The organism is Streptomyces sp. NPDC033270 (genome assembly GCF_055576575.1).
The window spans coordinates 76,016-101,736 of record NZ_JBVIRA010000027.1 but is presented as its reverse complement, the minus strand read 5'-3'; the positions used below and the strand labels follow the sequence as shown (position 1 = coordinate 101,736).

21 protein-coding genes are annotated in these 25,721 nt (G+C 70.3%); 10 read left to right on the top strand and 11 right to left on the bottom strand.

Annotation, left to right across the window (positions count from 1 at the left end):
- Nucleotides 1-99 precede the first annotated feature (99 nt).
- Nucleotides 100-924, bottom strand: a complete 825-nt coding sequence (locus ACZ5XZ_RS31195) for a hypothetical protein (protein WP_468984047.1) — start codon at nt 922-924, stop codon at nt 100-102.
- A 318-nt stretch (nt 925-1,242) separates the two neighbouring features.
- Here ACZ5XZ_RS31195 and ACZ5XZ_RS31190 point away from each other — a divergent pair, with 318 nt between their 5' ends.
- Entirely contained in the window at nt 1,243-1,827 is a 585-nt protein-coding gene (locus ACZ5XZ_RS31190; RefSeq protein ID WP_468984045.1) for a phosphatase PAP2 family protein, read from the top strand.
- Nucleotides 1,828-2,061: 234 nt separating this feature from the next.
- Here ACZ5XZ_RS31190 and ACZ5XZ_RS31185 read toward each other — a convergent pair whose 3' ends face one another.
- Nucleotides 2,062-2,832, bottom strand: coding sequence for a hypothetical protein (locus tag ACZ5XZ_RS31185; RefSeq protein WP_468984043.1), 771 nt, complete (start codon nt 2,830-2,832; stop codon nt 2,062-2,064).
- A 550-nt stretch (nt 2,833-3,382) separates the two neighbouring features.
- On the opposite strand from ACZ5XZ_RS31185, the gene ACZ5XZ_RS31180 reads away from it, so the two are divergent.
- The 5 genes from ACZ5XZ_RS31180 to cseC all read left to right on the top strand — a co-directional run bounded on the left by ACZ5XZ_RS31180 (nt 3,383) and on the right by cseC (nt 8,368).
- A complete protein-coding gene (locus tag ACZ5XZ_RS31180; protein WP_468984040.1) occupies nt 3,383-4,342 on the top strand; it encodes an HhH-GPD family protein in 960 nt (319 codons plus the stop codon).
- A 564-nt stretch (nt 4,343-4,906) separates the two neighbouring features.
- Nucleotides 4,907-5,458 (top strand): SigE family RNA polymerase sigma factor, encoded by a 552-nt coding sequence (locus ACZ5XZ_RS31175; protein WP_127155366.1) that lies wholly within the window; start codon nt 4,907-4,909, stop codon nt 5,456-5,458.
- A 268-nt stretch (nt 5,459-5,726) separates the two neighbouring features.
- The gene (locus ACZ5XZ_RS31170) at nt 5,727-6,335 is read left to right on the top strand and encodes a hypothetical protein (RefSeq protein WP_468984121.1); all 609 of its coding nucleotides are present in this window, start codon (nt 5,727-5,729) and stop codon (nt 6,333-6,335) included.
- Nucleotides 6,336-6,344: 9 nt separating this feature from the next.
- A complete protein-coding gene (gene cseB, locus ACZ5XZ_RS31165) occupies nt 6,345-7,055 on the top strand; it encodes a two-component system response regulator CseB (protein WP_468984037.1) in 711 nt (236 codons plus the stop codon).
- A gap of 8 nt (nt 7,056-7,063) precedes the next feature.
- Nucleotides 7,064-8,368 (top strand): two-component system sensor histidine kinase CseC, encoded by a 1,305-nt coding sequence (gene cseC, locus ACZ5XZ_RS31160; protein WP_468984034.1) that lies wholly within the window; start codon nt 7,064-7,066, stop codon nt 8,366-8,368.
- 498 nt (nt 8,369-8,866) lie between these two features.
- Here cseC and ACZ5XZ_RS31155 read toward each other — a convergent pair whose 3' ends face one another.
- Nucleotides 8,867-10,456: an MDR family MFS transporter gene (locus ACZ5XZ_RS31155; RefSeq protein ID WP_468984031.1), complete on the bottom strand. Its 1,590-nt coding sequence runs from the start codon at nt 10,454-10,456 to the stop codon at nt 8,867-8,869.
- Between the two features lie 142 nt (nt 10,457-10,598).
- Here ACZ5XZ_RS31155 and ACZ5XZ_RS31150 point away from each other — a divergent pair, with 142 nt between their 5' ends.
- Nucleotides 10,599-11,213 carry a TetR/AcrR family transcriptional regulator gene (locus ACZ5XZ_RS31150; RefSeq protein WP_384428115.1) on the top strand — a complete coding sequence of 205 codons (615 nt, stop codon included), beginning with the start codon at nt 10,599-10,601 and terminating at the stop codon, nt 11,211-11,213.
- On the opposite strand, the gene ACZ5XZ_RS31145 is transcribed toward ACZ5XZ_RS31150, so the two are convergent.
- Entirely contained in the window at nt 11,195-11,887 is a 693-nt protein-coding gene (locus tag ACZ5XZ_RS31145; protein WP_468984026.1) for a M23 family metallopeptidase, read from the bottom strand. The two genes, ACZ5XZ_RS31150 and ACZ5XZ_RS31145, sit on opposite strands and share 19 nt — an antisense overlap.
- A 571-nt stretch (nt 11,888-12,458) precedes the next feature.
- Here ACZ5XZ_RS31145 and ACZ5XZ_RS31140 point away from each other — a divergent pair.
- Both ACZ5XZ_RS31140 and ACZ5XZ_RS31135 read left to right on the top strand, forming a co-directional pair.
- Nucleotides 12,459-15,704, top strand: coding sequence for an NACHT domain-containing protein (locus tag ACZ5XZ_RS31140; RefSeq protein ID WP_468984023.1), 3,246 nt, complete (start codon nt 12,459-12,461; stop codon nt 15,702-15,704).
- 56 nt (nt 15,705-15,760) lie between these two features.
- Entirely contained in the window at nt 15,761-18,331 is a 2,571-nt protein-coding gene (locus ACZ5XZ_RS31135) for an NACHT domain-containing protein (RefSeq protein ID WP_468984020.1), read from the top strand.
- Between the two features lie 234 nt (nt 18,332-18,565).
- Here the strand turns inward: ACZ5XZ_RS31135 and ACZ5XZ_RS31130 are convergent, their stop codons facing one another.
- Entirely contained in the window at nt 18,566-21,091 is a 2,526-nt protein-coding gene (locus ACZ5XZ_RS31130; protein WP_468984018.1) for an ATP-dependent Clp protease ATP-binding subunit, read from the bottom strand.
- 498 nt (nt 21,092-21,589) lie between these two features.
- On the opposite strand from ACZ5XZ_RS31130, the gene ACZ5XZ_RS31125 reads away from it, so the two are divergent.
- Nucleotides 21,590-22,279 carry an SCO3374 family protein gene (locus ACZ5XZ_RS31125; protein ID WP_468984016.1) on the top strand — a complete coding sequence of 230 codons (690 nt, stop codon included), beginning with the start codon at nt 21,590-21,592 and terminating at the stop codon, nt 22,277-22,279.
- Here ACZ5XZ_RS31125 and ACZ5XZ_RS31120 read toward each other — a convergent pair.
- From ACZ5XZ_RS31120 to ACZ5XZ_RS31095, 6 genes are all read right to left on the bottom strand, one after another.
- On the bottom strand, nt 22,210-22,545 hold the full coding sequence (locus tag ACZ5XZ_RS31120; RefSeq protein ID WP_468984118.1) for a histone-like nucleoid-structuring protein Lsr2: 336 nt from the start codon (nt 22,543-22,545) through the stop codon (nt 22,210-22,212). The genes ACZ5XZ_RS31125 and ACZ5XZ_RS31120 overlap by 70 nt on opposite strands.
- A gap of 156 nt (nt 22,546-22,701) precedes the next feature.
- A complete protein-coding gene (locus ACZ5XZ_RS31115) occupies nt 22,702-23,220 on the bottom strand; it encodes an amino-acid N-acetyltransferase (protein ID WP_468984013.1) in 519 nt (172 codons plus the stop codon).
- Nucleotides 23,221-23,229: 9 nt separating this feature from the next.
- Nucleotides 23,230-23,727, bottom strand: a complete 498-nt coding sequence (locus ACZ5XZ_RS31110) for a BlaI/MecI/CopY family transcriptional regulator (RefSeq protein WP_468984115.1) — start codon at nt 23,725-23,727, stop codon at nt 23,230-23,232.
- A 190-nt stretch (nt 23,728-23,917) separates the two neighbouring features.
- On the bottom strand, nt 23,918-24,094 hold the full coding sequence (locus tag ACZ5XZ_RS31105; RefSeq protein WP_468984011.1) for a hypothetical protein: 177 nt from the start codon (nt 24,092-24,094) through the stop codon (nt 23,918-23,920).
- A 62-nt stretch (nt 24,095-24,156) separates the two neighbouring features.
- Entirely contained in the window at nt 24,157-24,774 is a 618-nt protein-coding gene (locus ACZ5XZ_RS31100; protein WP_468984112.1) for a hypothetical protein, read from the bottom strand.
- Between the two features lie 146 nt (nt 24,775-24,920).
- Nucleotides 24,921-25,718 carry a type III pantothenate kinase gene (locus ACZ5XZ_RS31095; protein WP_384428101.1) on the bottom strand — a complete coding sequence of 266 codons (798 nt, stop codon included), beginning with the start codon at nt 25,716-25,718 and terminating at the stop codon, nt 24,921-24,923.
- Between the last annotated feature and the right edge of the window lie 3 nt (nt 25,719-25,721).

Here is a 25,721-nt window from a genome sequence, read left to right as displayed (position 1 = left end):
CCTGGCTGCGGATATCAGCGGCTCTGGCCGCGGAGGTCAGCCGCCCTCGACGCGGGCGTCACCCCTCAAGTCGCCAGCGGCAAACCGCAACTCGGTACGTCAGTCCTCATCCAGGACGAACGACGTACGGACCGCCTTCAGGCCCGGCACCTTCGCCTCGATCAGATACTTGCCGGCCGGCACCGTCGCCGAACTCGGCGTCGCGCACCGCGGGGCACTGGCGTGGCGGTCCCACCCGAGGGTGCGCTTCACGGAGCCCTCGGCCGGCACCTTCAGCAGCGCGGGGGCGGTGCCCGACGGGCAGTCGTTCGAGGCCCACACCGGGTCGTCTCCGGCGGTGTCGGTGATGGTGACCACCGCGGCCTTCTGCCCGAGGTCCACCTTGCAGGCCGCACCGGCCGTGTTCTTGACCGTCAGCTCGAACGTCGGCCGCTTACCGGGCGCGTAGGACTCCTTGACGCTACGGAGGGCCAACTCCACCTTGGGTGATGCACAGTTGGGGAGGGACGAACCGGCCGGCACCGCGCTTCCGGAGCCCTGACCGATCGGACCACTGCCGGACCCCGAACCGGAACCGCCCGAGCCGGAGCCGCCACCGGCACCGCCGCCGTCGGAGGCTCCCGAACCGCCGCCGGAGCCGGAGTCCGAGCCCGACTCCCCGCCGCCGCTCGACTCGTCGCGCCCGCCCGGCTTTTGAGTGATCGCCGGGCCGGTGGAGGAGGGGCCGGGCGTGATGGACGTCGCGGGTCCCTTGCTGTGCGAACCGCCCTTGCCCTCATCGCTGTTCGCGCCGCCGTCGCCACCCAGATTGAGGGCCCAGACGACCAGAACGGTGAGCAGGACGACGATGGCCAGCGCAACGGCCCTCCGCCGCCAGTAGATGGAGGAGGGAAGCGGCCCGATCGGATTGCGCAGTGATCCCACGCGGAAACTCTACGAGAGATCCGTGGCCACACCGGCCACTACCCGCCGCATCCGGCTGCAACTTTTCCCATTATCGGCCCGGAGTCGGCTCGCCGGCCGCGTTTACCGCCGTAACGGGCCTGATGCCCCGTTAGGCGAGGTCTGCTCCCTCCGGCCTTACTTTCGCCGGGTACCCCCTCCCGCTTTCACCAGGTACCGCGTCCCGCTCCCTCCGGGGCCCCTTCCCGCTTTCGCCGGGTTCCGCTCCTCATCGCCGGTTACCCCCTTCCGACGTCCGTACGCCGCACCGGCGCCGCCACGGCCGTACCGTTGATGATCATGAACAGCATCGACCTCTACCGCGATCTCACCGACCTGGCGCACGACGCGCCCAACTGGCTCCGCACCCTCGCCGACATCGGCACCGAGGGCGGGTTGCTGCTCCTGATGGCGGTGGCGGTCCTGGGGTGGTGGCGGTCCCGCAGCGGCACGGCGCGAAGCGTCGCGCTCGCGGTGCTGGTGCCGATAGCCACCGCGGTCGCGTACCTGCTGAGCGAACTGATCAAGAGCCTGATGGACGAGGAGCGCCCATGCCGTGCGGTGGCGGGCGCGGCCGCCTCGATCGTGCCCTGCCCGCCCGAGGGCGACTGGTCCTTCCCCAGCAACCACTCGACGATCGCCGCGGCGCTGGCGGTCGGCATCGCCATCGCCTGGCGGGCCACCGCCTGGGCGGCACTGCCGATCGCCCTGCTCACCGGCTTCTCCCGGGTGTTCGTCGGCGTCCACTACCCGCACGACGTGGCCGCCGGCCTGGCCCTGGGCGCGGCGGTGGCGGCACTCGGCGCGGCACTCCTCGGCCCTCCGGCGACCGACCTGGTCCTGCGAATGCGGGCGGGCCGGTGGCGGGTGCTGGTCGAGGCCTAGGAACTACGAGGCGCTTACTGGCTTAGGCACTACGGGGCGCTTGCCGGCTTAGGCAGTACGGGGCGCTTGCCGGCTTAGGCGCTACGGGGCGCTGGCGGAAGAACTACAGGGCGCAACGCGGCGCTATAGACGCCATGGGGGCCATGAGGGGCATGAGGGGCATGGGGCCATGGAGCGCCGCACGGGGCTACGGGCGCTATGGAGCGCCGCACGCGGATACAGGGACTAGAGGGACTACGGGGCATTCGGTCGCCGCCACTCCTCCTTGTGGCCGAAGCCCTTCCCGTTGTCGATCAGTCGCAGCCAGTCGGGGCGCAGCTCCCACAGGGTGGTGCGCTCGAGTGCGGCGCGGAGCCGGTCGCTCGCCTCGACGAAGGGGAAGCGCTCGGTGTAGGTCCGCCAGCCGGCCGCACGGTCGGCACCGGTCAGGGGCCGGCAGCGGCCCCGGCCCTGTAGCCCCGTCAACCCACTCCACTCCTGGCCGTCCCGCTGCGCGGTGAACGCGACCGGGGCACCGGGCTCGGCGAGGGCCCGGCCGTGCCGGGTCGTGGTCGCGGTGACGAAGTACAGCACGGGGCCGGAGGGCGGACCGGCCGGGGCCGTTCTGGTGCCAGCGCCGGCGCCATCGCCATCACCGGCTCCAGCATCATCGGCTTCATCGGCTTCATCGGTTCCGGCTCCGGCACCGGCACCGGCACCGGCACCATCGCCGTCGCCGGAGCCGGCCGGGTTCGCCGCGCCCAGCGCTTCGGCTGCGTACAGCACCGCGCAGGCCTGCGGTCCGTCCTCATCCACGTACGCAAGCGTCATGGTCGTATGCGCGGCCAGCGCCCGCCGGATCGCCACGGGGCAGGCCGCGGCTTCGCCCACTGCGCCCGCGTCCGCCACGGCGCCAGCTTCGCCCGCGTCGTCCGCCTCCGCCGCGCGGCCTGTACCCGCCGCGCCGCCGGTGGCCTTCGTACCGCCGCTGGCTGCTCTGCCGCCGTCGGCTTCCGTATCGCTCATGCCGTGTCCGCTCCACTCTCCGCCGCGCGCCCGCATCCCTGCTCCGCCCTGCGCCCGCATCGCCGCGCCCCCTGCGCCTGCATCCCTACTCCGCCACGTGTCCGCATCCCTCTCCGTGACGCACCGGCATCCTCGCTCGCTCGCCGCCTCCACTATTCAAGCAACGATTACGGAGAGTAATCAGTCCCCTCGGATTGTAGTCGCAGGTCCGGGCCCGCTCCGAGCCTTCTCGGTTCACCCGTCTCAAGCCTGGCCCTACCTCCCCTTCCGCAGGCCACCCGCTTCAAGCCCGGCCCTCATCGGCCCGTCACCGACCTCCCGCCGGGCCGCCGTCGGCTCGTCATCAGCCCGTCGGCGGCCCGTCGTCGGCCCGTCGTCGGCTCATCGTCGACCTCCCGCTAGCCCGCCGTCGGCTCGTCGTCGGCTCGTGCGTACCGCCGGTAGCCGCCACCCGTGCGCATGTAGTCGTCCTGCGTGCGGGTGGGCGTTCGGCGGGGCGGGCCCGGCGCGTTTCCCGGGTGCCCCTGGACGTGCCAGGATCGACGGTGCCATGACTTCGACGCCTGTCACCTCCACTGCCACGACCGCCGCCGCCGAGACCGCTTCCGCCGCCATCCCGGCCGCGGGGGCCGCAGACGGGACCGCGCTGCACGGCCTGGTCACCGACTGGTTCGACGAGCACGCCCGCGATCTGCCCTGGCGCCGCCCCGAGGCGGGCGCCTGGGGCGTGATGGTGAGCGAGTTCATGCTGCAGCAGACCCCGGTCAGCAGAGTGCTGCCGGTGTACGAGCAGTGGCTGGCCCGCTGGCCGCGCCCCGCCGATCTGGCCGCCGAGGCGCCGGGCGAGGCGGTTCGTGCCTGGGGTCGGCTGGGCTATCCGCGGCGCGCGCTGCGCCTGCATGCCGCCGCGTCCGCCATACAGGAGCGGCATGGCGGCGACGTGCCGCGCGAGCACAGCCAGCTGCTGGCGCTGCCCGGTGTCGGCGAGTACACCGCCGCGGCGGTGGCGTCCTTCGCGTACGGGCAGCGGCACGCCGTGCTGGACACCAATGTGCGCCGGGTGTTCGCCCGCGCGGTGGCCGGCCGGCAGTACCCGCCGAACGCCACCACCGCCGCGGAGCGCAAGCTCGCCCGTCAGCTGCTGCCCGATGACGAGCGGCTGGCCGCGCGCTGGGCGGCCGCCACGATGGAGCTCGGTGCGCTGTTGTGTACGGCGCGCACGCCGGAGTGTCACCGCTGCCCGATCGCCGCGCAGTGCGCCTGGCGGCTGGCGGGCTCCCCGGCGCACGACGGTCCGCCGCGGCGGACGCAGACGTACGCGGGTACCGACCGGCAGGTGCGCGGGAAGCTGCTCGCCGTGCTGCGCGAGGCGGTGACGCCGGTTCCGCAGCAGGTGCTGGACGCGGTGTGGGACGAGCCGGTGCAGCGGGCCCGGGCGCTGGACGGCCTGGTCTCCGATGGCCTGGTGGAGCCGCTGGGCGGTGGCCGGTACCGGCTGCCGCTGTCGTAGGGCGGGCACGACGGCCGGCATGTCGCGGCCGGGGCGCCTGGCCGTCGCATTGCGGCCATCGGCCCCAGCCGTGGCGCCCCGGTCGTGGCGCCCCAGCCGTGGCGCCCCAGCCGTCGCAACCTGGCCGCCGCGCCTTGGCCGCTCGTCTGCCGAGAGCCTCCGGCCAAGGCGCAGCCGCCCTGGCCACGCCCTGACCTCATGTCAGCACCCCATGTCAGCACCTCATACCAGCGCCTCATGCCGTCGGAACTCGATCCCCGGCAGGCGCGCTCCGTGTTGGTTGAGGGGGGCCTCAGCGCGGCCCGGCGGCCGCCTCAACGTGGCTTGTAGGCCTTGTGGTGGGGGCGCTTGTCCCCCCGGAGTATGACCCGCCTGGACGCGCCGTCCACCCGAGGTATGACCCCCGGAGGGCTGTTACACAACCGACGGTTTTCCGTGCATTCGCTGTGGGCCCGACGCACACTACGCCGCAACACCCCCTCCGTAGCGTCTTCCTCGCGCTGGAGAAGACGACCACCGGCGCGGACAACGTGGGGAATCGCAATGCGGATCGGAGGCGTCGGAATGGCGACCAGCGGCGGCAAGGTACTGGACTTCGAAGAGTACGTTCGTACGCGGCAGGAGGCCCTGCTGCGCAGCGCCCGGCGCCTGGTGCCCGATCCGGTCGACGCGCAGGATCTGCTGCAGACGGCACTGGTGCGCACGTACGGCCGCTGGGACGGCATCGCGGACAAGTCGCTGGCCGACGCCTACCTGCGCCGCGTCATGATCAACACGCGGACGGAGTGGTGGCGGGCGCGCAAGCTGGAGGAGGTGCCCACCGAGCAGCTCCCGGACGCGAGCGTGGACGACGGCACCGAGCAGCGCGCCGACCGTGCCCTGCTGATGGACATCCTCGGGGTGCTGGCTCCCAAGCAGCGCAGCGTCGTGGTGCTGCGGCACTGGGAGCAGATGAGCACGGAGGAGACCGCTGCCGCGCTCGGTATGTCGACGGGTACGGTGAAGAGCACGCTGCACCGTGCGCTGGCCCGACTGCGGCAGGAGCTGCAGATGCGGGACATCGACGCGCGGATGCTGGAGCGCGGCGAGCAGGAGCGGGAGCGGTGCGCGGCCTGACCGTCGGCTCGCGGCATCCGGCACGGAGCGGGACGACGACGATCGGCGCGACGACGAACAGCGCGGCATTATGTGCGGCGGCCCGGCATGAGATGGCCGTCACCCCCGCAGGGGCCGTACGGTTCACGACTCCACGCGCGACAATCACATCAGGAACAGCAGCGGGAGCGGCGGCTGTGCGAGCAGCGCGGTGAGCGGGAGCGGTTTGTCCAGGAACAGGTTGACCAGGATCGGGTTGACCAAAGGCGGCGGCGCGGCCACGGCAGGGGTGGCCGCCGTCGGCCTTTTGCTGGCCGGGTGCAATCCGGGGGGCGAGGGCGTCCGCAGTGAGGGGGCGGCCGGCCATACGCCCGCGCCGAGGGGTGCGGTGAGCAGTGCGCCCAGCCCGACCTCGTCCGCCGGCTTCAAGAAGGTCGACGCCGTCGCGCTGATGAGGGACGACCCGAAGGTCGGCGCGGATGTGAAGAAGTCCCTGTACAAGCCGTGTGCCGCCGATGAGTATCCGGTCGAGGTGACGTATGCGTCGCTGACCGGCGGCAAGTCTCCTGATGTCATCGTCAATGTCATGACCTGCGCGGATTCGGTGGGTATCGGCTCTTACGTCTACCGCAGGGACAGTGGCGCGAAGAGCGGGTATGACAACGTGTATGCGAACGAGCAGCCGTCGGTCTCCGCCGGGGTCAACAAGGGTGAGCTGGAGGTCTCCAAGCAGACCTATGAGGCCGGCGACAAGGTGTGCTGTCCCTCCGGGGAGGACGTGCTGACCTATCACTGGGCGGACGGCCGCTTCACCGAGTTCGCGAAGTACCACACCGACTACAGCAAGACCACCGCCGACGGCCCGCAGCCGGACGACGGCATGGCATCGGAGGGTTGAGACAACCGCATGGCCGAGACCCATGTGCTCTTCGTCGAGGACGACGACGTCATTCGTGAGGCCACTCAGCTGGCGCTGGAGCGGGACGGTTTCGTGGTCACCGCGATGCCCGACGGGCTGGCGGGCCTGGAGGCGTTCCGCGCCAACCGTCCGGACATCGCGCTGCTCGATGTGATGGTGCCGGGCCTCGACGGTGTCAGTCTGTGCCGCCGGATCCGGGACGAGTCGACGGTTCCGGTGATCATGCTGTCGGCGCGTGCCGACTCCATTGATGTGGTGCTCGGGCTGGAGGCGGGCGCGGACGACTACGTCACCAAGCCGTTCGACGGCGCGGTGCTGGTGGCCCGGATCCGCGCGGTGCTGCGCCGCTTCGGTCACGCCAGCGGCCCGGAGGGCGCGCGGCCCGCCGCCGCGGAGGCGGACGATGCGGCGGAGGCGGTGCTGCGGTTCGGTGATCTGGAGGTCGACACTGAGGGCATGGAGGTGCGCAAGGGCGGCGAGAACGTCGCGCTGACGCCCACCGAGATGAGGCTGCTGCTGGAGTTCTCCAACGCGCCGGGTACGGTCCTTTCGCGCGACCGGCTGCTGGAGCGGGTCTGGGACTACGGCTGGGGTGGCGACACCCGGGTCGTGGATGTGCACGTCCAGCGGTTGCGCGGCAAGATCGGCCAGGACCGGATCGAGACGGTCCGCGGCTTCGGTTACAAGCTGAGAGGCTGACACCTCCGGTGGTCAGGCTGGCCCTGCGGACGGGTCTGAGATGGAAGCTCAGCGCCGCGATCGCGCTCGTCGGAGCGCTGGTCGCGATCGCGCTGAGCCTTGTCGTGCACAATGCGGCCCGCCATTCCATGCTCGACAACAGCCGGGACGTTCAGGTCGAGCGGCTCAACTTCACGCAGAAGATCTTCGAGTCCACCAACCGGCTGCAGTTCGGCGCGAAGATCGACGATCCGGCGCTGCCGCCGGCGCTGCGCGCGGAGGTCGCCAAGAACAAGCGGGCGACCTACCTGCAGGACACCGGTGAGACTGCCCCGGAGGTGTGGGCGGCTTCGCCGCTGAGCAACGGCCGGGTGCTGTCGGTCCACGACCGTTTCCCGGACCGCTTCGCCGTCCTGGACGATCTGGATCAGGCGCTGCTGATCGGCTCGACCGCGGTCGTGGTGGGGGGCTGTGCGCTGGGCGTCCTGGTGGGCGGGCGGCTCTCCAGTCGGCTGCGCAAGGCGGCCGCGGCGGCGGGCAAGCTGGCCGACGGTGACACCTCGGTGCGTATCCGCGACGAGGTCGGCGGCGGCCGGGTGCACGACGAGACCGACGATCTGGCCTGGGCGGTGGACGCGATGTCGGACGCCCTGCAGGAGCGCATCGAGGCCGAGCGCCGGGTCACCGCCGATATCGCGCATGAGCTGCGCACTCCGGTCACGGGTCTGCTGACGGCGGCGGAGCTGCTGCCGCCGGGCCGCCCCTCGGAGCTGGTGCGTGACCGGGCGCAGGCGCTGCGCACCCTTGTGGAGGACGTGCTGGAGGTGGCGCGGCTCGACGGTTACGCCGAGCGCGCGGAGCTGCAGGACGTGATGATCGGCGAGTTCGTCTCCCGCCGGGTGCGGGCGCTGGATCCGGAGATCACCGTCGAGGTCGTACGGGACGCGGAGGTCACGACGGATCCGCGTCGCCTGGAGCGGATTCTGGGCAATCTCATCGCCAATGCCGCCCGGCACGGCAAGCCGCCGATCGAGGTGACCGTCGAGGGCCGGGTGGTGCGGGTGCGTGACCACGGCGGTGGTTTCCCCGAGGCGCTGCTGCGGGAGGGCCCCAGTCGTTTCCGTACCGGCAGCAGCGACCGGGCGGGGCGTGGCCACGGCCTGGGCCTGACCATCGCGGCGGGCCAGGCGCGGGTGCTGGGCGCACGTCTGACGTTCCGCAACGCGGATGAGGTCACCGACGGTTCGACGGGCGCCGTGTCCGTCTTGTGGCTGCCGGAGAACGCGCCGACCAATACGGGGAGCTTTCCGGTGATCAGCCTCCCAGAGCGCTAGACGCTGCGCTTGGCTGGCTTCCCACGTTTTCGGCTGGCCCGCCGTGGGGGTTTCGCTTGGTTCGCCTGGCGGCGGGCCCCTCCGCTGCGCTTTGCTGCCGCCGACTCGTCTGGCTTTCGCGCCGTTGCGCCTGCGGCGGGCTGGTGCCGCTGCGCGGGGCGTTTTCGGCAGCGGGTGCGGCCCTCCGGACTCCGTCCTGCGGTCCGCCCCCTCCCGTAAGTGGGGGGAGAGAAGACCGGTGGGGGTCCCCGTGAGCCCTCGCATGCAGGAAGTCGACGGACGGGGCCCGCCCCCACCGGCCTGTCTTCCCACCCACCCACGGGAGGGGACAGACCGTAGGACGAAGTCCGTAGGGCTGTCACCGCACCCGACAAGCCCACGCCCGCCGCAGGCGCAACAGCGAACAACCACCACGGCGGGAAAGCCGACAACGTGGGAAGCCAGCCCAAGCGCAGCGGCACCGGCACGGCGCCGCAGGCGACAACGTGGGATGCAGACTTACTCCGCCTTGGCGGGGCCCCCGCGCAGCGGAACCTCCTTGAGGAACCAGGCTGCGGCGAAGCCGATGATGCTGACGGCGGCGCCCCAGAGGAAGACATGGTGGGTGCCGGAGGCCACCGCGTGCGCGTAGGCGTCCTTGATCATCGGCGGGAGCTGGGCGAGGCCCTTGGGGTCCATCTGCGCTCCGCCGCTGGTGATCTTCTCGCCGGCGGCCTTGCCGAGGCGCTCGACCATCGTGGAGTCCACCTGGTGGGTGAAGATCGCGCCGAAGATCGCGACGCCGAAGGAGCCGCCGATCGTACGGAAGAGGGTGGCGGACGAGGAGCCGACGCCCATGTCCTTCATCTCGACGCTGTTCTGCGCGATCAGCATCGTGGTCTGCATCAGGAAGCCCATGCCGGCGCCGAGCACCGCCATGTAGACGCCGGAGGTGAAGCGGGTGGTGTCGGTGTCCATCAGGGACAGCAGCGCCAGGCCGGCGGTGATCAGGCCGCCGCCGACGACGACGAAGACCTTGTACTTGCCGCTGGCGGTGGTGACCCGGCCGGCGAACAGGGAGACGACCATCATCGCGAGCAGCATCGGCAGCAGCAGCAGGCCGGAGTTGGTGGCCGAGGCGCCCTGCACGGTCTGCTGGAACAGCGGCAGGAACGTCATCGAGCCGAACATCACGAAGCCGACCAGGAAGCCGATGAGCGTGACGAGCGAGAAGTTGCCGTTGCGGAAGATGTGCAGCGGCAGCACCGGCTCGCTGACCTTGCGCTCGACCAGGACGAAGGCGAGGAGCGCGAGTACGCCGAGGAGGGCGAGGCCGATGATCTGGGTGGACAGCCAGTCGTACTCGGTGCCGCCCCAGGTGGTGATCAGTACCAGCGCGGTGATGCCGATGGTGAGCAGCGCGGCGCCCACGTAGTCGATGCGGGTCTGCGACCGCTTCTTGGGCAGGTGCAGCACCGCGGTCACCATGACCAGGGCGATCGCGCCGAGCGGGAGGTTGATGTAGAAGCTCCAGCGCCAGCCGAGGTGGTCGGTGATGGTGCCGCCGACCAGTGGTCCGCCGATCATCGCGACGGCCATGACGCCGGCCATCATGCCCTGGTACTTGCCGCGTTCCCGCGGCGGGATCAGGTCGCCGATGATCGCCATGACGCCGACCATGAGTCCGCCCGCGCCCAGGCCCTGGACGGCGCGGAAGCCGATGAGCTGGCCCATGTCCTGGGCCATGCCGGAGAGCGCCGAGCCGAGCAGGAAGATGGCTATGGACGTGAGGAAGACGCCCTTGCGTCCGTACATGTCGCCGAGCTTGCCCCAGATGGGCGTCGAGGCGGCGGTGGCGAGGGTGTACGCGGTGACCACCCAGGACAGGTGGCTCATGCCGCCCAGCTCGCCGACGATGGTCGGCATCGCGGTGCCGACGATCATGTTGTCCAGCATCGCGAGCAGCATCGCGATCATCAGTGCGAAGAGCACGACCCGTACGCTCGCCGGCTGCTTGCCCGCCCCCGTGCTCTGTGCGGACTCGGGTCGTTCCTCGACCGCGGTCTGCTGTCTTTCCCCCGTCGGGGTCGCAGCCTGCGACTTCCCCATTACTTCACTCCTACTTACTTGCCGCCCGGCTAGTTCGTTACAGTGATGAAGGTAGGCGGGCAACTAGCCGGGCGTCAAGTAAGTTTCCTTGGCGCCCACCCGGGCAGCCCTCTGACCAGTACCGACGACGCAGGAGAGCAGCATGAGCACACCGCAGGCGCGCAGGGGAAACACCCGCCAGCGCATCCAGGACGTCGCTCTGGAGCTGTTCTCCGAGCAGGGCTACGAGAAGACCTCGCTGCGCGAGATCGCCGAGAAGCTCGAGGTCACCAAGGCGGCGCTGTACTACCACTTCAAGACCAAGGAAGACATCGTCATCAGCCTGTTCCAGGACCTGACCAGCCCGATCGACGAGCTGATCGTCTGGGCCCAGGAGCAGCCGCGCACTCTGGAGACCAAGCACGAGCTGATCCGCCGCTACAGCGAGTCCCTGCGCGCGGCCGAGCCGCTCTTCCGCTTCATGCAGGAGAACCAGGCCGCGGTGCGCGACCTGAGCATCGGCGAGCGGTTCAAGGAGCGGATGCTGACCCTCTTCGGCCTGCTGAAGGAGCCCGATTCCGAGCTGTCGGATCAGGTGCGCTGCATCACGGCGCTGTTCTCCATGCATGCGGGCATGTTCGCGATGCAGAACGTCGAAGGCGACCCCGAGGAGAAGCGCAAGGCCATCCTCGAGGTCGCCACAGAACTGGTCACGGCGGCGAACCCGCCGAACCGCCGGCCAGTCCGGCCGGACTCAGCTCAGACGGAAGCGCCGTGAGCCCGCAGGAATCCGGTCGGCTCGATGCCCGTCCCGTAGTTGGGACCGGTACGGACCTCGAAGTGCAGGTGGGGGCCGGTGGAGTTGCCGGTGCTGCCGGACAGGCCGATCAGCTGGCCGGTGCCGACCCGCTGGCCGGGCTGGACCTTGATCTGTGACAGGTGCGCGTACTGGGTGTACATGCCGTTGTCGTGACGGATCACGATCGCGTTGCCGTACGCCGGGCCGTCGCCGCCACCCCAGGGGCCGGCCTTGACGACGGTGCCCTTGTGGACGGACTTCACGGCGGTGCCGGTCGGCACGACGAAGTCCTGACCACTGTGGTTGTGCGACCAGTGGCTGCCGGCCAGGCCGAAGGTCGAGCCGAGGGTGTACTTCTCCACCGGCTTGCCCCAGGCGTTCGCCTTCTTGGCGGCGTCCTTCTTGGCCTTGGCCGCCTTCGCGGCCTTGGCGACCTTGGCCGCCTTGGCGTCGGCGGCGGCCTTGGCCTGCGCGTCGGCCTGGGCGGAGACGGTCTTGCCGACGCCGGAGGTGAGGCTCAGCAGGCCGCCGTCGGCGGCGGAGGCGACACCGGCGCCGAGCGCGGCGGTCACACCGATACCGGCGGCGACAACGGCGGCGCGGTTACGCAGCACGGACTTCTTCGAATTACGTATGGCGGTGAACTTCGACATGCGGGTTTGCCCTCCGGAATTTGATTGGTTTCCCGGCTGCGGACCGGGATCGCCATTCCTTGGTAACCCGCCCGAACCATCCCGCCAAGGGGGCTTTCTACTAACCCGCCCCGTATTGGGCAGCGTGTGGTTCAGGCCCTTGCGCCGTCGATGATCGATCGAACGAAACCCTCTAAACAGGTTCATTTCGGTCATGCATGGCGCCTGCCATACCTGCTCTGATCAGGCTTTTTACCCGTACGTGGCACGGGTGGTGCGCCGCTCGCCCCGCTAGCCGCCCGGCACCCCCGCGCCGGAGCCCGACATCCCCTGCGCCCCGGCGCCGCACTTCCCCTAATTCTTTTAGTAGGCGTCATATCGCCTGTGCGTCATGTCACGCCCGGACGAGATCAAATGCCTTTTCCGTGTGACCCGGGTTACTCGGTTATTTGTGACGTGGGTTACCCGGGCCCGTCGAACGCACCCTTCGGAAGCCGGCGGAATACCGAATTCCGTGACCGCCGCCACACCCTTTCCCGCTAACCTGGCCCGACGGCGTCGGCACCGGCCACGGGGGAGGGCACAGCGCACGATGGACCCGTCAACAGTCGGCGTCCGGCTCGCCTCCGGCGTGGTGGCGCCGCTGGTCCGGAAGCTGTTCGTCAAGGAGGGGCCGGGCGCCGGCCTGACCCCGGCACCCGTACGACTCTCCGCGCTGGTGTCCTTCAAGGGCGAGAAGCGCACGCTGTCCGACAAGGACCTGCGCCGCCTCGCCGCGGAGCTGGTGGACCGCGCCGTCCGCGCCGCCGGCCCCGGCGAGCGCCCGGTCGACGAGGACGAGCAGCAGGCCGTGGCCGACGCCCTCGCCACCACGCTGCGCGGCCTCGGCGACCTCGACATGGACGACGTACAGGCCGTGCGGCTGGGCTCCACCGCCCTGGCCGAGCGCCTGGAGGCGGCCGCCCCGCACGCCGTCCGCGGCCTGTCCCGGGACGCCGAGCTGCTGCACGGCACCCTGCTCGGCACGGCCTGCCTGCACATCGTCCACTTCTTCAGCCGGCGCTCGACCTTCGTGGCCCGCACCCTGGTCCAGCAGAGCCGCAGCCTGGACGACCTGATCACGGTGATCGACGAGTTCCTCGCCCGGTACCCCTCGCAGCCGGCGGCGGACACCGCCTTCGAGCGCAGCTACCTCGCCTACGTGGCGCGCAAGCACAGCCGGCTCACCATCTACGGCATCGACCTGGCCAACTCCCCGGACCGGTGGCCGCTGGACGCGGCGTATATGAGCCTGGAGGCGACGGCGTCGGGCGCGCGCGAGGTGAACCCCCTCGGCGGCCCCTGGGTCGAGGACGATCTCCATCCGATCGGCCCGTCCGCTCCCGCCCCCGCCGACCAGGCCCTGGCCGGCCGCGACCGGGTCCTGCTGCGCGGCGTCGCGGGCTCCGGCAAGAGCACCCTGGTCCAGTGGCTGGCCGTCTCCTGCACCAAGGCGCCCGCTCAGGCGCCCCTCCCCCACCTCTACGGCCGCATCCCCTTCGTCCTCCCGCTGCGCACCCTCACCCGCGACGGCGCGCCCCTGCCCACCCCGGACCGCTTCCTCGCCGCGGTCGGCTGCCCGGTCTCCGGGTCGCAGCCCGGTGGCTGGGCCGACCGCGTGATGTCCTCCGGGCGGGCGCTCCTCCTCGTCGACGGCCTGGACGAGATCCCCGACCGTGAGCGCGAGCAGGCCCGCCGCTGGCTGCGCGATCTGCTCGACGCGTTCCCGGACAACCGGTGGCTGGTCACCACCCGCCCCTCCGCCGTACGCGACGACTGGCTGGCCTCCGACGGCTTCGGCGAGCTGACGCTGTCCCCCATGCGCGGCACCGAGGTCGCCGCGTTCATCGGCCGCTGGCACGACGCGGCCCGTTGCGACGCCGAGGACACCGAACGCCTCGACGCCTACCGGCAGTCCCTGCTGGCCGCCGTCCACACCAAGCAGGACCTCGCGCGGCTGGCCACCAATCCCCTCATGTGCGGGCTGATCTGCGCGCTGCACCGCGACCGCCGCGGCTATCTGCCCACCGGCCGCAAGGAGCTGTACGACGCGGCGCTGTCGATGCTGCTCTCCCGCCGCGACCGCGAACGCGATATGGCCGCCCCCACGGGCATCGAGCTGAGCGAAGAGCCGCAGATCCAGCTGCTGCAGCGGCTGGCGTACTGGCTCATCCGCAACGGCCGTACGGAGCTGGACCGGGAGCGGGCGGAGCGGATCATCGGCGATGCGCTGCCGGCGGTTCCGGCGGCGGCGGAGCAGGGCTCGGCACCGGGCGTCCTGCGGCATCTGCTGCTGCGCAGCGGGCTGCTGCGCGAGCCGACGCCGGGCTCGGTCGAATTCGTCCACCGTACGTTCCAGGACTACCTGGGGGCGAAGGCGGCGGTCGAGGACGGGGACTTCGGGCTGCTGGTGGCGCATGCGGAGGACTCCCAGTGGGAGGACGTGCTGCGGATGGCGGTGGCGCACGCCCGGCCGCGTGAACGGGCGGACTTCCTACGCGGGTTGCTCGCCCGCGGCGACGGCGCCGGGAGCGACGCCGCCCGCCTGCGCGTCCACCTCCTGGCCATGGCATGCCTGGAGCACGCCACGGAGCTCGATCCGCGCGTACGTCAGGAGGTCAACGAGCGGGCGCGGGCGATTCTGCCGCCGCGCAGCCGCGAGGAGTCGAGGCTGCTCGCCGAAGTGGGGCCCCTCGTGCTGGAGCTGCTGCCCGGACCGGACGGTCTGGAGGACGACGAGGCGCAGGAGGTGGTGGTGACCGCCGCGCTCATCGGCTCGGATGCGGGGCTGGAGGTCATGAAACGCTTCCGGGATCACCCCTGGACGGAAACCGGGCACCAGCTTGCGGTTGCCTGGCCCGGATACGATTCGGACCAGTACGCCCAGGAGATCATCCGGCACCTCGCCCCCGAGGTGACCGTCACCGTCACCTCTCGTTCCGAACTGCGCGCGCTCAGAGCACTCGGTGGTCGCCCCCGGGTCTCGGTGAACGGTCCCTTCACCGCACAGGAACTGCTCTACGCGCTGCGGCCCGAGTCCGTCGTGAGCCTGTCCATCATGGGGAACCCAGAGGTCACCGACCTCGCTTTCCTCCGCGAGTTCCCGGCCCTGGAGTGGCTGCAGCTCTGGGACTGTCCCTGCGTCGAAAGCGTCGCTCCACTCGCGGACCATGGCATCCACACCCTGGCCATCTCCGGGCCACCCGACAAAGATGCGCGTACTCCGCACGGACTCAGCCTTCTGCGTCACACACGCGACTTGTTCCTCCACTCGGCGCTCCCGCCGGAAGGCTTGGCCGCACTCCCCGTAGCTGCCCCGTTGAGCCGCCTGACTCTCGGTCAGCCGATCGGCGCGGAATTCACCACCCTGGCGTTCTGGCCCGAGATGCGCAGCGTCCAACTGCACCGCATCACAGACGACTTCGCCGAGGACCAGTGGCACGCACTGGCCTCACTGAGCACACTGGAGGCGTTCTCGTTCGGCTTGGCAGACGAAGACGTCACGCTGCGCATGCCTCGCGGTCTCCGGCTTCCCCACGTCAAGACGCTGAGCATCCTCAACCCATCGCGTCACCCGGCAACGCACTTGAGATATGTGCTGGACTCGGCCCTCCCGGCCTTCCCCGGCGTCCGCACGCTTCAGCTGTACGGCATGATCGATGCCCCCCTCACCCTTCCCCCCTTGACCTCCCTGCCCGACCTCCAAGAGGTCCATCTCTCCCACCTCCACCCCGCGCCCGGCGGCCACCCCCTCCCTCCCGGTACCAAACTGACTGTCTTCCCGCGCCCCCGCACGTAGGCTGGAGGGCACTCCTCAACCGCCCGGCCCAGCACCGCAGTTACGGGAAGCAGCCCATGGATCCCTCCGCCCTTGCCGCCCGCCTGGCGCCGCGCGCCGTCGACCCGCTGATCCGCCGGCTCTTCCGCACCGACGAGCCGGCGGCCGAGCCGGCCGACCGGCCGGTGCGGATCTCCCGCCTGGTCTCCTTCGCCGGTGAGAAGCCGCTGCTGACGGAACGGGAGCTGGACGGCCTCGCGGCGGCACTGGTCGAGCTGGCGACCGGCGGGGAGGAGCCGGCCCTGGCCACCGCCGTGGCCCGCAGTCTCCGGGCGCTCGCCGACATCGAGATGGACGACGTCGAAGCGGCCCGGCTGCTGCCCGCCGAGTTCGCCCGCCGGCTGTGCGAGGCCGTGCCGGGCGGCACCGCGTCCCTGACCGGCGACGCGGCCCGGACACACGGCCTCCTCATGGACGTCGCGGCCCTGCACATCCTGCACTTCCTCACCCAGCGCTCGACGTACGTCGCCCGCACCCTCGTCGAGCAGACCCGTACCCTCGCCGAGCTGGTCCACGGGCAGCGCGCCGCCGTCCCGCCACCGTCCCGCGGGGACCGGGCCGGCGCGGACGCCGCCTTCGAGGCGCGCTACGCCCAGGACACCGCCGCGCTCCACAACCACCTCACGATCTTCGGCATCGACCTCGCCCACTCCCCCGACAGCTGGCCGCTGGACGCCGCCTATCTGGGGCTGCGGTGCGAGTCCGGCTCCCCGGACGGCCGCGAGGGCACCGAGCAGGACGACCCTCCGCTCCCCGCCGAGCAGGCGCTGTCCGGTCGCGACCAGGTCCTGATCCGCGGGGTGGCCGGGTCCGGCAAGACGACGCTGCTGCAGTGGCTGGCCGTCGCCACCGCCCGCGATGAGCTGCCCGAGGCGCTGGCGGCGCTGCGCGGCAGGGTCCCGTTCCTGCTGCCGGTACGCCGCTTCGCCCGCGAGGGCCTGCCCTCCCCGGAGACGTTGGTGAGCGCCGTCGGCTATCGGGACGCCGAGGCGGCGCCGGACGGCTGGGCGCGGCGGGTGCTCGGTGCCGGGCGGGCGCTGCTGCTGGTCGACGGGCTCGACGAGGCCCCGGAGAGCGACCGCGAGCAGCTGCGCGGCAAGCTCGGCGAGTGGGCGGCCCGGTACCCGGGGAACGTCTGGATCGTCACCTCCCGGCCGTCCGCCGTGCCCGCCGGCTGGCTCGCCGCGGAGGGGTTCGGCGAGGTGTCGCTGGCACCGATGAGCCGTGAGGACGTGGCCGCGTTCATCCAGCGCTGGCACCGTGCGGCCGCCCAGCGGAGCCCGGCGGATCTCGACCGGCTCGGCCATTACGAGCGGACGCTGCTCAACGCCGTACGCATCACCCGCGATCTGGGGCGGCTGGCGACCAATCCGTTGATGTGCGGGCTGCTGTGCGCCCTGCACCGCGATCGCCGCGGCTATCTGCCCAACGGCCGCAAGGAGCTCTACGACGCGGCACTGTCGATGCTGCTGGAGCGGCGTGACCGGGAGCGGGCGATGGTCGCCACCGACGGTGTGGAGCTGACCCGGCAGCCCAAGATCCAGCTGTTGCAGAAGCTCGCTCACTGGATGCTGGTCAACGGCCGCTCGGAGATGGATCAGGCGACGGCCGTCGACACCCTGGCCCGGCATCTGCCCGCCATCCCGGACGCGGCCCGCCAGGGCGGCCCGCAGGAGGTGTTCCGGCATCTGCTGAACCGGACCGGGCTGCTGCGTGAGCCCACGCCCGGCACCGTCGACTTCGTGCACCGCACGTTCCAGGACTACCTGTCGGCCCGCGCCGCCGTTCAGCGGCACGACTTCGCCCTGCTGCTCGACCATGCGCACCACGACGACTGGGAGGACGTCATCCGGATGGCCGTGGCGCTGGCCCGCCCCGATGAGTGCGCGGCCCTGCTCGACGGGCTGCTCGCGCCGCACGCGGGCGTACGGGCCGCCGAGGCCCGGCACCGCAAGCTGCTGGCGGCGGCCTGTCTGGAGCACGCCACCGAGCTGGATCCGGCGGTCCGGGCGCGGGTGCGGCGTTTCACCCGCGACATGGTGCGCCCCAGCACTCCGTCGGCGGCCCGTGCCCTGGGCTGGATCGGGCCGATCGTGCTGGAGATGCTCCCCGACCCGGCCGAGGCCTCCGACAGCGAGGCGCAGCTGCTCGCGATCACCGCCACCTCGATCGCGGACGATATGGCGATCGACTATCTGGTGGGGCTGCGTGAGCGGGCGCATCACGACATCCGGGCGCAGCTCGCCGGGGCCTGGCGCCGCTATGACACGGCCCGCTACGCCCGCGAGATCATCGCCCATCTCGAACCGGCCGAGTTGTATTTCCCGGTCTGCGACCTGGAGGAACTGCATGCGCTGCGCCGGCTGGGCGGCCGTCCGCATCTGCGGATCGACGGGTATTTCACCCCCGATCAGCTGATCGAGGGCATCGCTCCGGCCGAGGGCCTGACCCGGCTGTGGCTCGCCTACGACCTGGGGGGCTCCATGGAGTGGCTGTCGGCCTTTCCGAATCTCGACACGCTTCGGATCGGCCGCCGTATTCCGCCGGTGAACGGTGTTCCCGACGGCATTCGCATGGTGCGGATGTAGCGGGCGGCCGGGGGAGGCGAAGGGGCGCCGATACGTTTGGCGCATTCGGTGACCGAAAATAGCCCCTCGTGTGCATACCGGGTCGCTTTCTCCGCTTCGCAATCCCGCAGAACGGGAAAAGGGACTGCCCCGGAATCGCACGAAACGATTCCGGGGCAGTCCCTTATGTGCCCTATGTGCCCTATGCGCCCTTTGCGGATAGGCGCTCGGGGCGCGATCCGCTCAGGCGTCCTTTCAGGCGTCCTTGCTCAGGTTCGGGCCCGAGCCGCCGGCCGCGGACTCGATCGGCGGGGCGTCCGGCAGTGCGGACTTCTCCTCGCCGCGGAAGGTGAACTTGGCGCTGTCACCCTCGCCCTCGACGTCGACGACCACGATGTGGCCCGGACGCAGCTCGCTGAAGAGGATCTTCTCCGAGAGGGCGTCCTCGATCTCGCGCTGGATCGTGCGGCGCAGCGGACGGGCGCCGAGCACCGGGTCGTACCCGCGCTTGGCCAGCAGCGACTTGGCCTCGCCGCTGAGCTCGATGCCCATGTCGCGGTCCTTGAGCCGCTCGTCCACCTTGGCGATCATGAGGTCGACGATCTGGATGATGTCTTCCTCGGTCAGCTGGTGGAAGACGACGGTGTCGTCGACACGGTTGAGGAACTCGGGGCGGAAGTGCTGCTTGAGCTCTTCGTTGACCTTGTTCTTCATCCGCTCGTAGCTGGACTTGGTGTCGCCCTGGGCCGCGAAGCCGAGGTTGAAGCCCTTGGAGATGTCCCGCGTGCCGAGGTTGGTCGTCATGATGATGACCGTGTTCTTGAAGTCCACGACCCGGCCCTGGGAGTCGGTCAGGCGACCGTCCTCCAGGATCTGCAGCAGCGAGTTGAAGATGTCCGGGTGGGCCTTCTCGACCTCGTCGAAGAGCACGACGGAGAACGGCTTGCGGCGCACCTTCTCGGTGAGCTGACCGCCCTCTTCGTAGCCGACGTAGCCGGGAGGCGAGCCGAACAGTCGCGAGACCGTGTGCTTCTCGCTGAACTCCGACATGTCGAGGGAGATCAGCGCGTCCTCGTCGCCGAAGAGGAACTCCGCCAGCGTCTTGGACAGCTCGGTCTTACCGACACCGGACGGGCCGGCGAAGATGAACGAGCCACCGGGACGCTTGGGGTCCTTCAGGCCGGCACGGGTGCGGCGGATGGCCTGGGAGAGCGCCTTGATGGCGTCCTTCTGGCCGATGACGCGCTTGTGGAGCTCGTCCTCCATGCGGAGCAGACGCGAGGACTCCTCCTCGGTGAGCTTGAAGACGGGGATGCCGGTGGCCGTGGCCAGGACCTCGGCGATCAGCTCCTCGTCCACCTCGGCGACGACGTCCATGTCGCCGGCCTTCCACTCCTTCTCCCGCTTCGCCTTCGCGGCCAGGAGCTGCTTCTCCTTGTCGCGCAGGCCCGCGGCCATCTCGAAGTCCTGCGAGTCGATCGCGGACTCCTTCTCCCGGCGCACATCGGCGATCTTCTCGTCGAATTCGCGCAGGTCCGGCGGTGCGGTCATGCGGCGGATCCGCATCCGGGAGCCGGCCTCGTCGATCAGGTCGATCGCCTTGTCCGGCAGGAAGCGGTCGGAGATGTAGCGGTCGGCGAGAGTGGCCGCGGCGACCAGCGCGGAGTCCGTGATGGACACGCGGTGGTGGGCCTCGTAGCGGTCCCGCAGACCCTTGAGGATCTCGATGGTGTGCGGCAGCGACGGCTCCGCGACCTGGATGGGCTGGAAGCGGCGCTCGAGGGCGGCGTCCTTCTCCAGGTGCTTGCGGTACTCGTCGAGCGTCGTGGCACCGATGGTCTGCAGCTCGCCTCGCGCCAGCATGGGCTTGAGGATGCTGGCGGCGTCGATCGCGCCCTCGGCGGCGCCCGCACCCACCAGGGTGTGGAGCTCGTCGATGAACAGGATGATGTCGCCGCGGGTGCGGATCTCCTTGAGGACCTTCTTCAGGCGCTCTTCGAAGTCGCCCCTGTAGCGGGAGCCGGCGACCAGGGCACCGAGGTCGAGGGTGTAGAGGTGCTTGTCCTTGAGGGTCTCGGGCACCTCGCCCTTGACGATGGCCTGCGCCAGGCCCTCGACGACCGCCGTCTTGCCGACGCCGGGCTCGCCGATGAGGACCGGGTTGTTCTTGGTGCGGCGCGACAGCACCTGCATGACGCGCTCGATTTCCTTCTCGCGCCCGATGACCGGGTCGAGCTTGGTCTCGCGAGCGGCCTGCGTGAGGTTGCGGCCGAACTGGTCCAGGACCAGGGAGGTCGAGGGCGTGCCCTCGGCGGGGCCGCCGGCGGTGGCGGCTTCCTTGCCCTGGTAGCCGGAGAGCAGCTGGATGACCTGCTGCCGCACCCGGTTGAGATCGGCGCCCAGCTTCACCAGGACCTGGGCTGCGACGCCCTCGCCCTCGCGGATCAGGCCGAGCAGGATGTGCTCGGTGCCGATGTAGTTGTGGCCGAGCTGGAGGGCCTCGCGGAGCGACAGCTCCAGGACCTTCTTGGCACGGGGAGTGAAGGGGATGTGACCGGACGGAGCCTGCTGCCCCTGCCCGATGATCTCCTCCACCTGCTGGCGGACCGCCTCGAGCGAAATCCCGAGGCTCTCCAGGGCCTTAGCGGCGACACCCTCACCCTCGTGGATCAGGCCCAGGAGGATGTGCTCGGTGCCGATGTAGTTGTGGTTGAGCATCCGGGCTTCTTCCTGAGCCAGGACGACAACCCGCCGCGCACGGTCGGTGAACCTCTCGAACATCGTTAATCGCTCCTCAGAGCGGTCAGGCAGTTAGGGGTCGGTCCCCTCCCTGTCCTTCCGCATGCTAGTCCCGCGGGGCGGGACAGCTCATTCCAACTGCCGACACCCGTCCGGATCACCCCCGCTCCGGCGGGGAAATTTACTGCCGAACAGCTGACATCTGCTCCAACTCGATGGTGCGAGACGATGTTCCCGCAGGCCAGGCATATACGCCCTTGGCCACTACGCCCGTGGCGAACGCGCCACTCTGCGACACGCCGCCCACATCCCGCCATCGGCCGGGTCGAGGCGCCTCGTGCGCCGGTCACACCGTCTCTTCCCACTGAGACTGTCTTACCCGCTGCCACTGACACTCCATGCGGCGCGGGCCGCTTCCATCCGCTACGGGCGAACATCCGCGCGCCACCGAATGCCCCGCCACGCCTCTTCCGTGAACACGTTCCGCTCCCGTGCCCCTACCCAGCGTAACTTCCCGGGTGGTGGGCAGTTGCACCGGGCATGGCCCGCGTGCTTCCGCGCCCCCGCAGCCCTCTCGACCACGTCCGCAGCTGGTACGAGGACGAGCTGGGCTGGCCGACCACCGGATCCGAGCCGGTCGAGCTGCTGACGGGGCTGCGCTTCGACGTCCTGGAGATGCCGGCCAGCGCGGGCCGCGCCGTCCTGCGGCGCTGGCCGCGGACCGGTCCGGTGGCGCTCCTGCGGACCGGAGGCGACGGGAAGCAGCCGTCTGATCGGCCGAAATTGCTCATGCTCATCGCGGCCGGTGGCGCCGAGGAACTCCCGGGAATCCTGGAATGGCTGGAGTGGGGTTCCCTCGCCTCGGATCTCACGGCGCGAGGAGCCGGGGACCGGATGCCGGCACCGTCGTTCCCCACTGGCACGTCACCGGCATCGCCGCCCTGCGGATTCGGCGCGCGGGAGGCCGCGGTATGGGTGCGACCTCCCCAGCCCGGGTACGAGGCGGAGAATTCCCTGCCCACCACGGGGCTCGGGACAGGAATCGGGGACGGTGGGGGCGTCCCCGACCTCGTACGACTCGTGGGCGCGGCGGCGACAGAGTGCCACCGTGCCCGGTTGTTGCGTGCTGGTAATGCCCAATCGGACCGCGCCTACGGCGATCAGCCGTTGGCCTTCTCGAATGCCTCGCGAATGTCGGCGGGGACACGGCCGCGGTCATTGACGTTGTAGCCGTTCTCCTTCGCCCAGGCGCGGATCTTCGCGGTGTCCTGGCCGGCGCCGGAAGCCACCGCACGCGCCTTGCCGCGACCCGCGGAACGCCCACCGGTACGGCGACCGGCCTTCACGAACTCCGCGAGCGACTCACGCAGCTTCTGCGCGTTGGTGTCGGAGAGGTCGATCTCGTAGGACTTGCCGTCGAGAGCGAACGTCACCGTCTCCTCCGCCTCGCCGCCGTCGAGGTCGTCGACAAGAAGAACCTGAACCTTCTGTGCCACCGGTTTCCCTTTCATCGAATGCGGATTACGACGGAAAGCAAACCGCTTTTCCGGGAAAAACACAAACCCTTGGGTAGGGTTCACTTGCCCGCAGACCGGGGAACACATGCTTCCGTAGCCATGAGATAGGGGAGCGATTCGGACATAGAACACTCATCACAGGTGCAGAAGCATCCGGCTGTTACCCAGGGTGTTGGGCTTCACTCGTTCGAGGCCGAGGAACTCGGCAACGCCCTCGTCATAGGAACGCAGCAGCTCGCTGTAGACATCACCGTCTACGGGAGCCTCGCCGATCTCCACGAAGCCGTGCTTGCCGAAGAACTCGACTTCGAAGGTGAGACAGAAAATGCGCCGCACTCCCAGCCGGCTGGCGGTGCGCAACAGCTTGTCGAGCACTTGGTGGCCGACGCCGGAGCCCTTCAGCTGCGGGTCCACGGCCAGGGTGCGGACCTCGGCCAGGTCTTCCCACATGACGTGGAGTGCGCCGCAGCCGACGACCTCGCCGTCTTCGTCGCGCTCGGCGACCCAGAACTCCTGGATGTCCTCGTAAAGCGTGACGGTGGCTTTGTCGAGCAGGATCCCGTCGCGTGAGTAGGCGTCGATGAGACGGCGTACGGCCGGCACATCGCCGGTCCTGGCGCGGCGAACGGTGAGGCCTTTTGAATGCGGAGGCATGCCGGGACGCTATCGCCCCTTGCCGCCCGCGCCCGCCCCGGGTTCATCCCCTTCGGAGGATCCGCCTTCCCCGTCGGCTTCCGGCGCGGCTTGTGCTCCGCCTTCTTCGGCCGGCGCGGGCCGCGGGGCCGCTTCCACCTGTCGTTCCGTGCCTTCTGCGGCTTCCGGCTCTTCGGCCGGTTCGTCGACCTGCACCATCCGTACGGCATCGCGCAGGGCATGTCGCTGTTCCGGCGACATCATGCCGAAGAAGGCCACAAGAGCGGCCGCGGGGTTGTCACTGGCGGACCATGCCTCGTTCATCAGTGCGGCCGCGTAGGCGGCGCGAGTGGAGACCGCCTCATATCGATAGGCGCGGCCTTCTGCTTCGCGGCGCACCCAGCCCTTCTGATGGAGGTTGTCCAATACGGTCATGACCGTGGTGTAGGCGATCGACCGTTCCTTCTGCAGATCTTCCAGGACTTCTCGAACGGTGACCGGGCGGTTCCACTCCCAGACCCGCGTCATGACCGCGTCTTCCAGATCACCCAATGGTCTCGGCACACAAGAACAATAGTGGGAGATGTCGCGAATGCCCGTTGATCTCGTTGCGTTTGTGCCGTCCCGTGTGCCGGGCCGGAAAAAGGATGTACGGCCCGGGACGGTGGGTCCCGGGCCGTGACAGTGCGTGCGGGCCGCCCGAATGGCGGCGGGCGGTTCAGGCGCCGTGCGCGCTGGGCTCCCCGGCGGACTCGGCGCGGGCCAGTGCGGCGTCCACGGCGGCGTCCTCCTTGGACTTGTTCTCCCCGCCCTGGCTCTTGATGATCGTCACGATCAGGGCGGTGAAGGCCACGGCCATCACCACGGGCGGGAGCAGCGCTGCGACGTAATCCATGGCGTATGGCCTCCCCATAGGGCGTAAGCAACCAAAAGCTACGCAGCCAGGGTACGCAGCGCTCAGGCGGTGCGGTTCTCGGGGGGCGGGGCGGGCTTGCGGCGCGGCGGGAAGACCTCGCCCGGGGTGGGGATCGGGCGGTCCGGGCGCGGGGCCTTGGGTCCCGGCGCCGGAGCGGGTGCCGGCTTCCGCTCGGGTTTGGGCTTTCGCGTCGGGTCCGGCTCGCCCCCGCTGCGGGGCCCTGAGCGGCCGCCTGGCAGCGCGCGGAGCCGGACCCGTACGGATTGTTCGGCGAGCTGCTCGCAGTCGCGCAGCAGGGCGCTGCGGCGTTCGTGCTCGGCGGCCCCGATGTGCGGGGTGCACAGCGCGCGCAGGGCGGCGAGGTCGTCGGCGTCGGGGGTGTACCCGGCCGCCAGCGCCTCCTTCAGGTGCGCGAGGTAGCCGACGGCGGCGCCGGGCAGGGCTTCGCGGTAGCGGACGAGGTCGGCGAGCAGGAAGGCGCGCAGCCGGCCGCCTTCGCACACCGCCTCGTCGACCGCCTCGGCCAGCCGGAGGTATTCCCGGATGTCCTGCGGCCACTCCGGGCCGGGGGCGGCGGGCGGGGCGGCGCGGTCCGCCGTCTGGAGGGCATGGGCGAGGGCGCGACGGAGCACACGCAACTCATCGGCGCTGAACGCCATGCCGCCGCGGGTTCCGTTTGGCATTGGCATGTGGCGACTTTACGACCGTTTTCGACAAAAGCCGCTTAATTCGTGAACGGTGGCGCGGCAGCGAGCCGCACCACCGTTCACCGGTCCGGTCTTCCGGCCCGGTGCTCCGGCCTTGCTCAGGACCGGGCGATGTTCCGCTCGTAGACCAGTCGCAGTCCGATGAGCGTGAGCCAGGGCTCGTGCGCGTCGATCACCGAGGACTCGCCGAGCACCATCGGCGCCAGCCCGCCGGTGGCGATCACGGTGACCTCGTCCGGGTCCTCGGCCAGTTCCCGCGCCATCCGCTGGACCACGCCGTCGACCTGGCCGGCGAAGCCGTAGAGGATGCCGGACTGCATCGCCTCGACGGTGTTCTTGCCGATGACGCTGCGCGGCCGGGCGAGTTCGATCTTGCGGAGCTGGGCGCCCTTGACGCCCAGCGCGTCCACGGAGATCTCGATGCCCGGCGCGATCACGCCGCCGACGTACTCGCCGCGCGCGCTGACCGCGTCGAAGGTGGTGGCCGTACCGAAGTCGACGACCACCGCGGGACCGCCGTAGAGCTCGACCGCCGCCAGGGCGTTGATGATGCGGTCGGCGCCGACCTCCTTGGGGTTGTCCATCAGGATCGGCACGCCCGTCTTGACGCCCGGCTCCACCAGGACGGCGGGCACATCGCCGTAGTAGCGGCGGGTGACCTCGCGCAGCTCGTGCAGGACGGAGGGCACGGTGGAGCAGATGGCGATGCCCTCGATGCCGTCGCCCAGGTCGTCGCCGAGCAGCGGGTGCATGCCCATCAGGCCCTGGAGGAGGACGGCGAGCTCGTCGGCGGTGCGGCGGGCGTCGGTGGAGATCCGCCAGTGCTCGACGATCTCCTCGCCGTCGAAGAGGCCCAGAACGGTGTGGGTGTTGCCCACGTCAATGGTCAGCAGCATGGC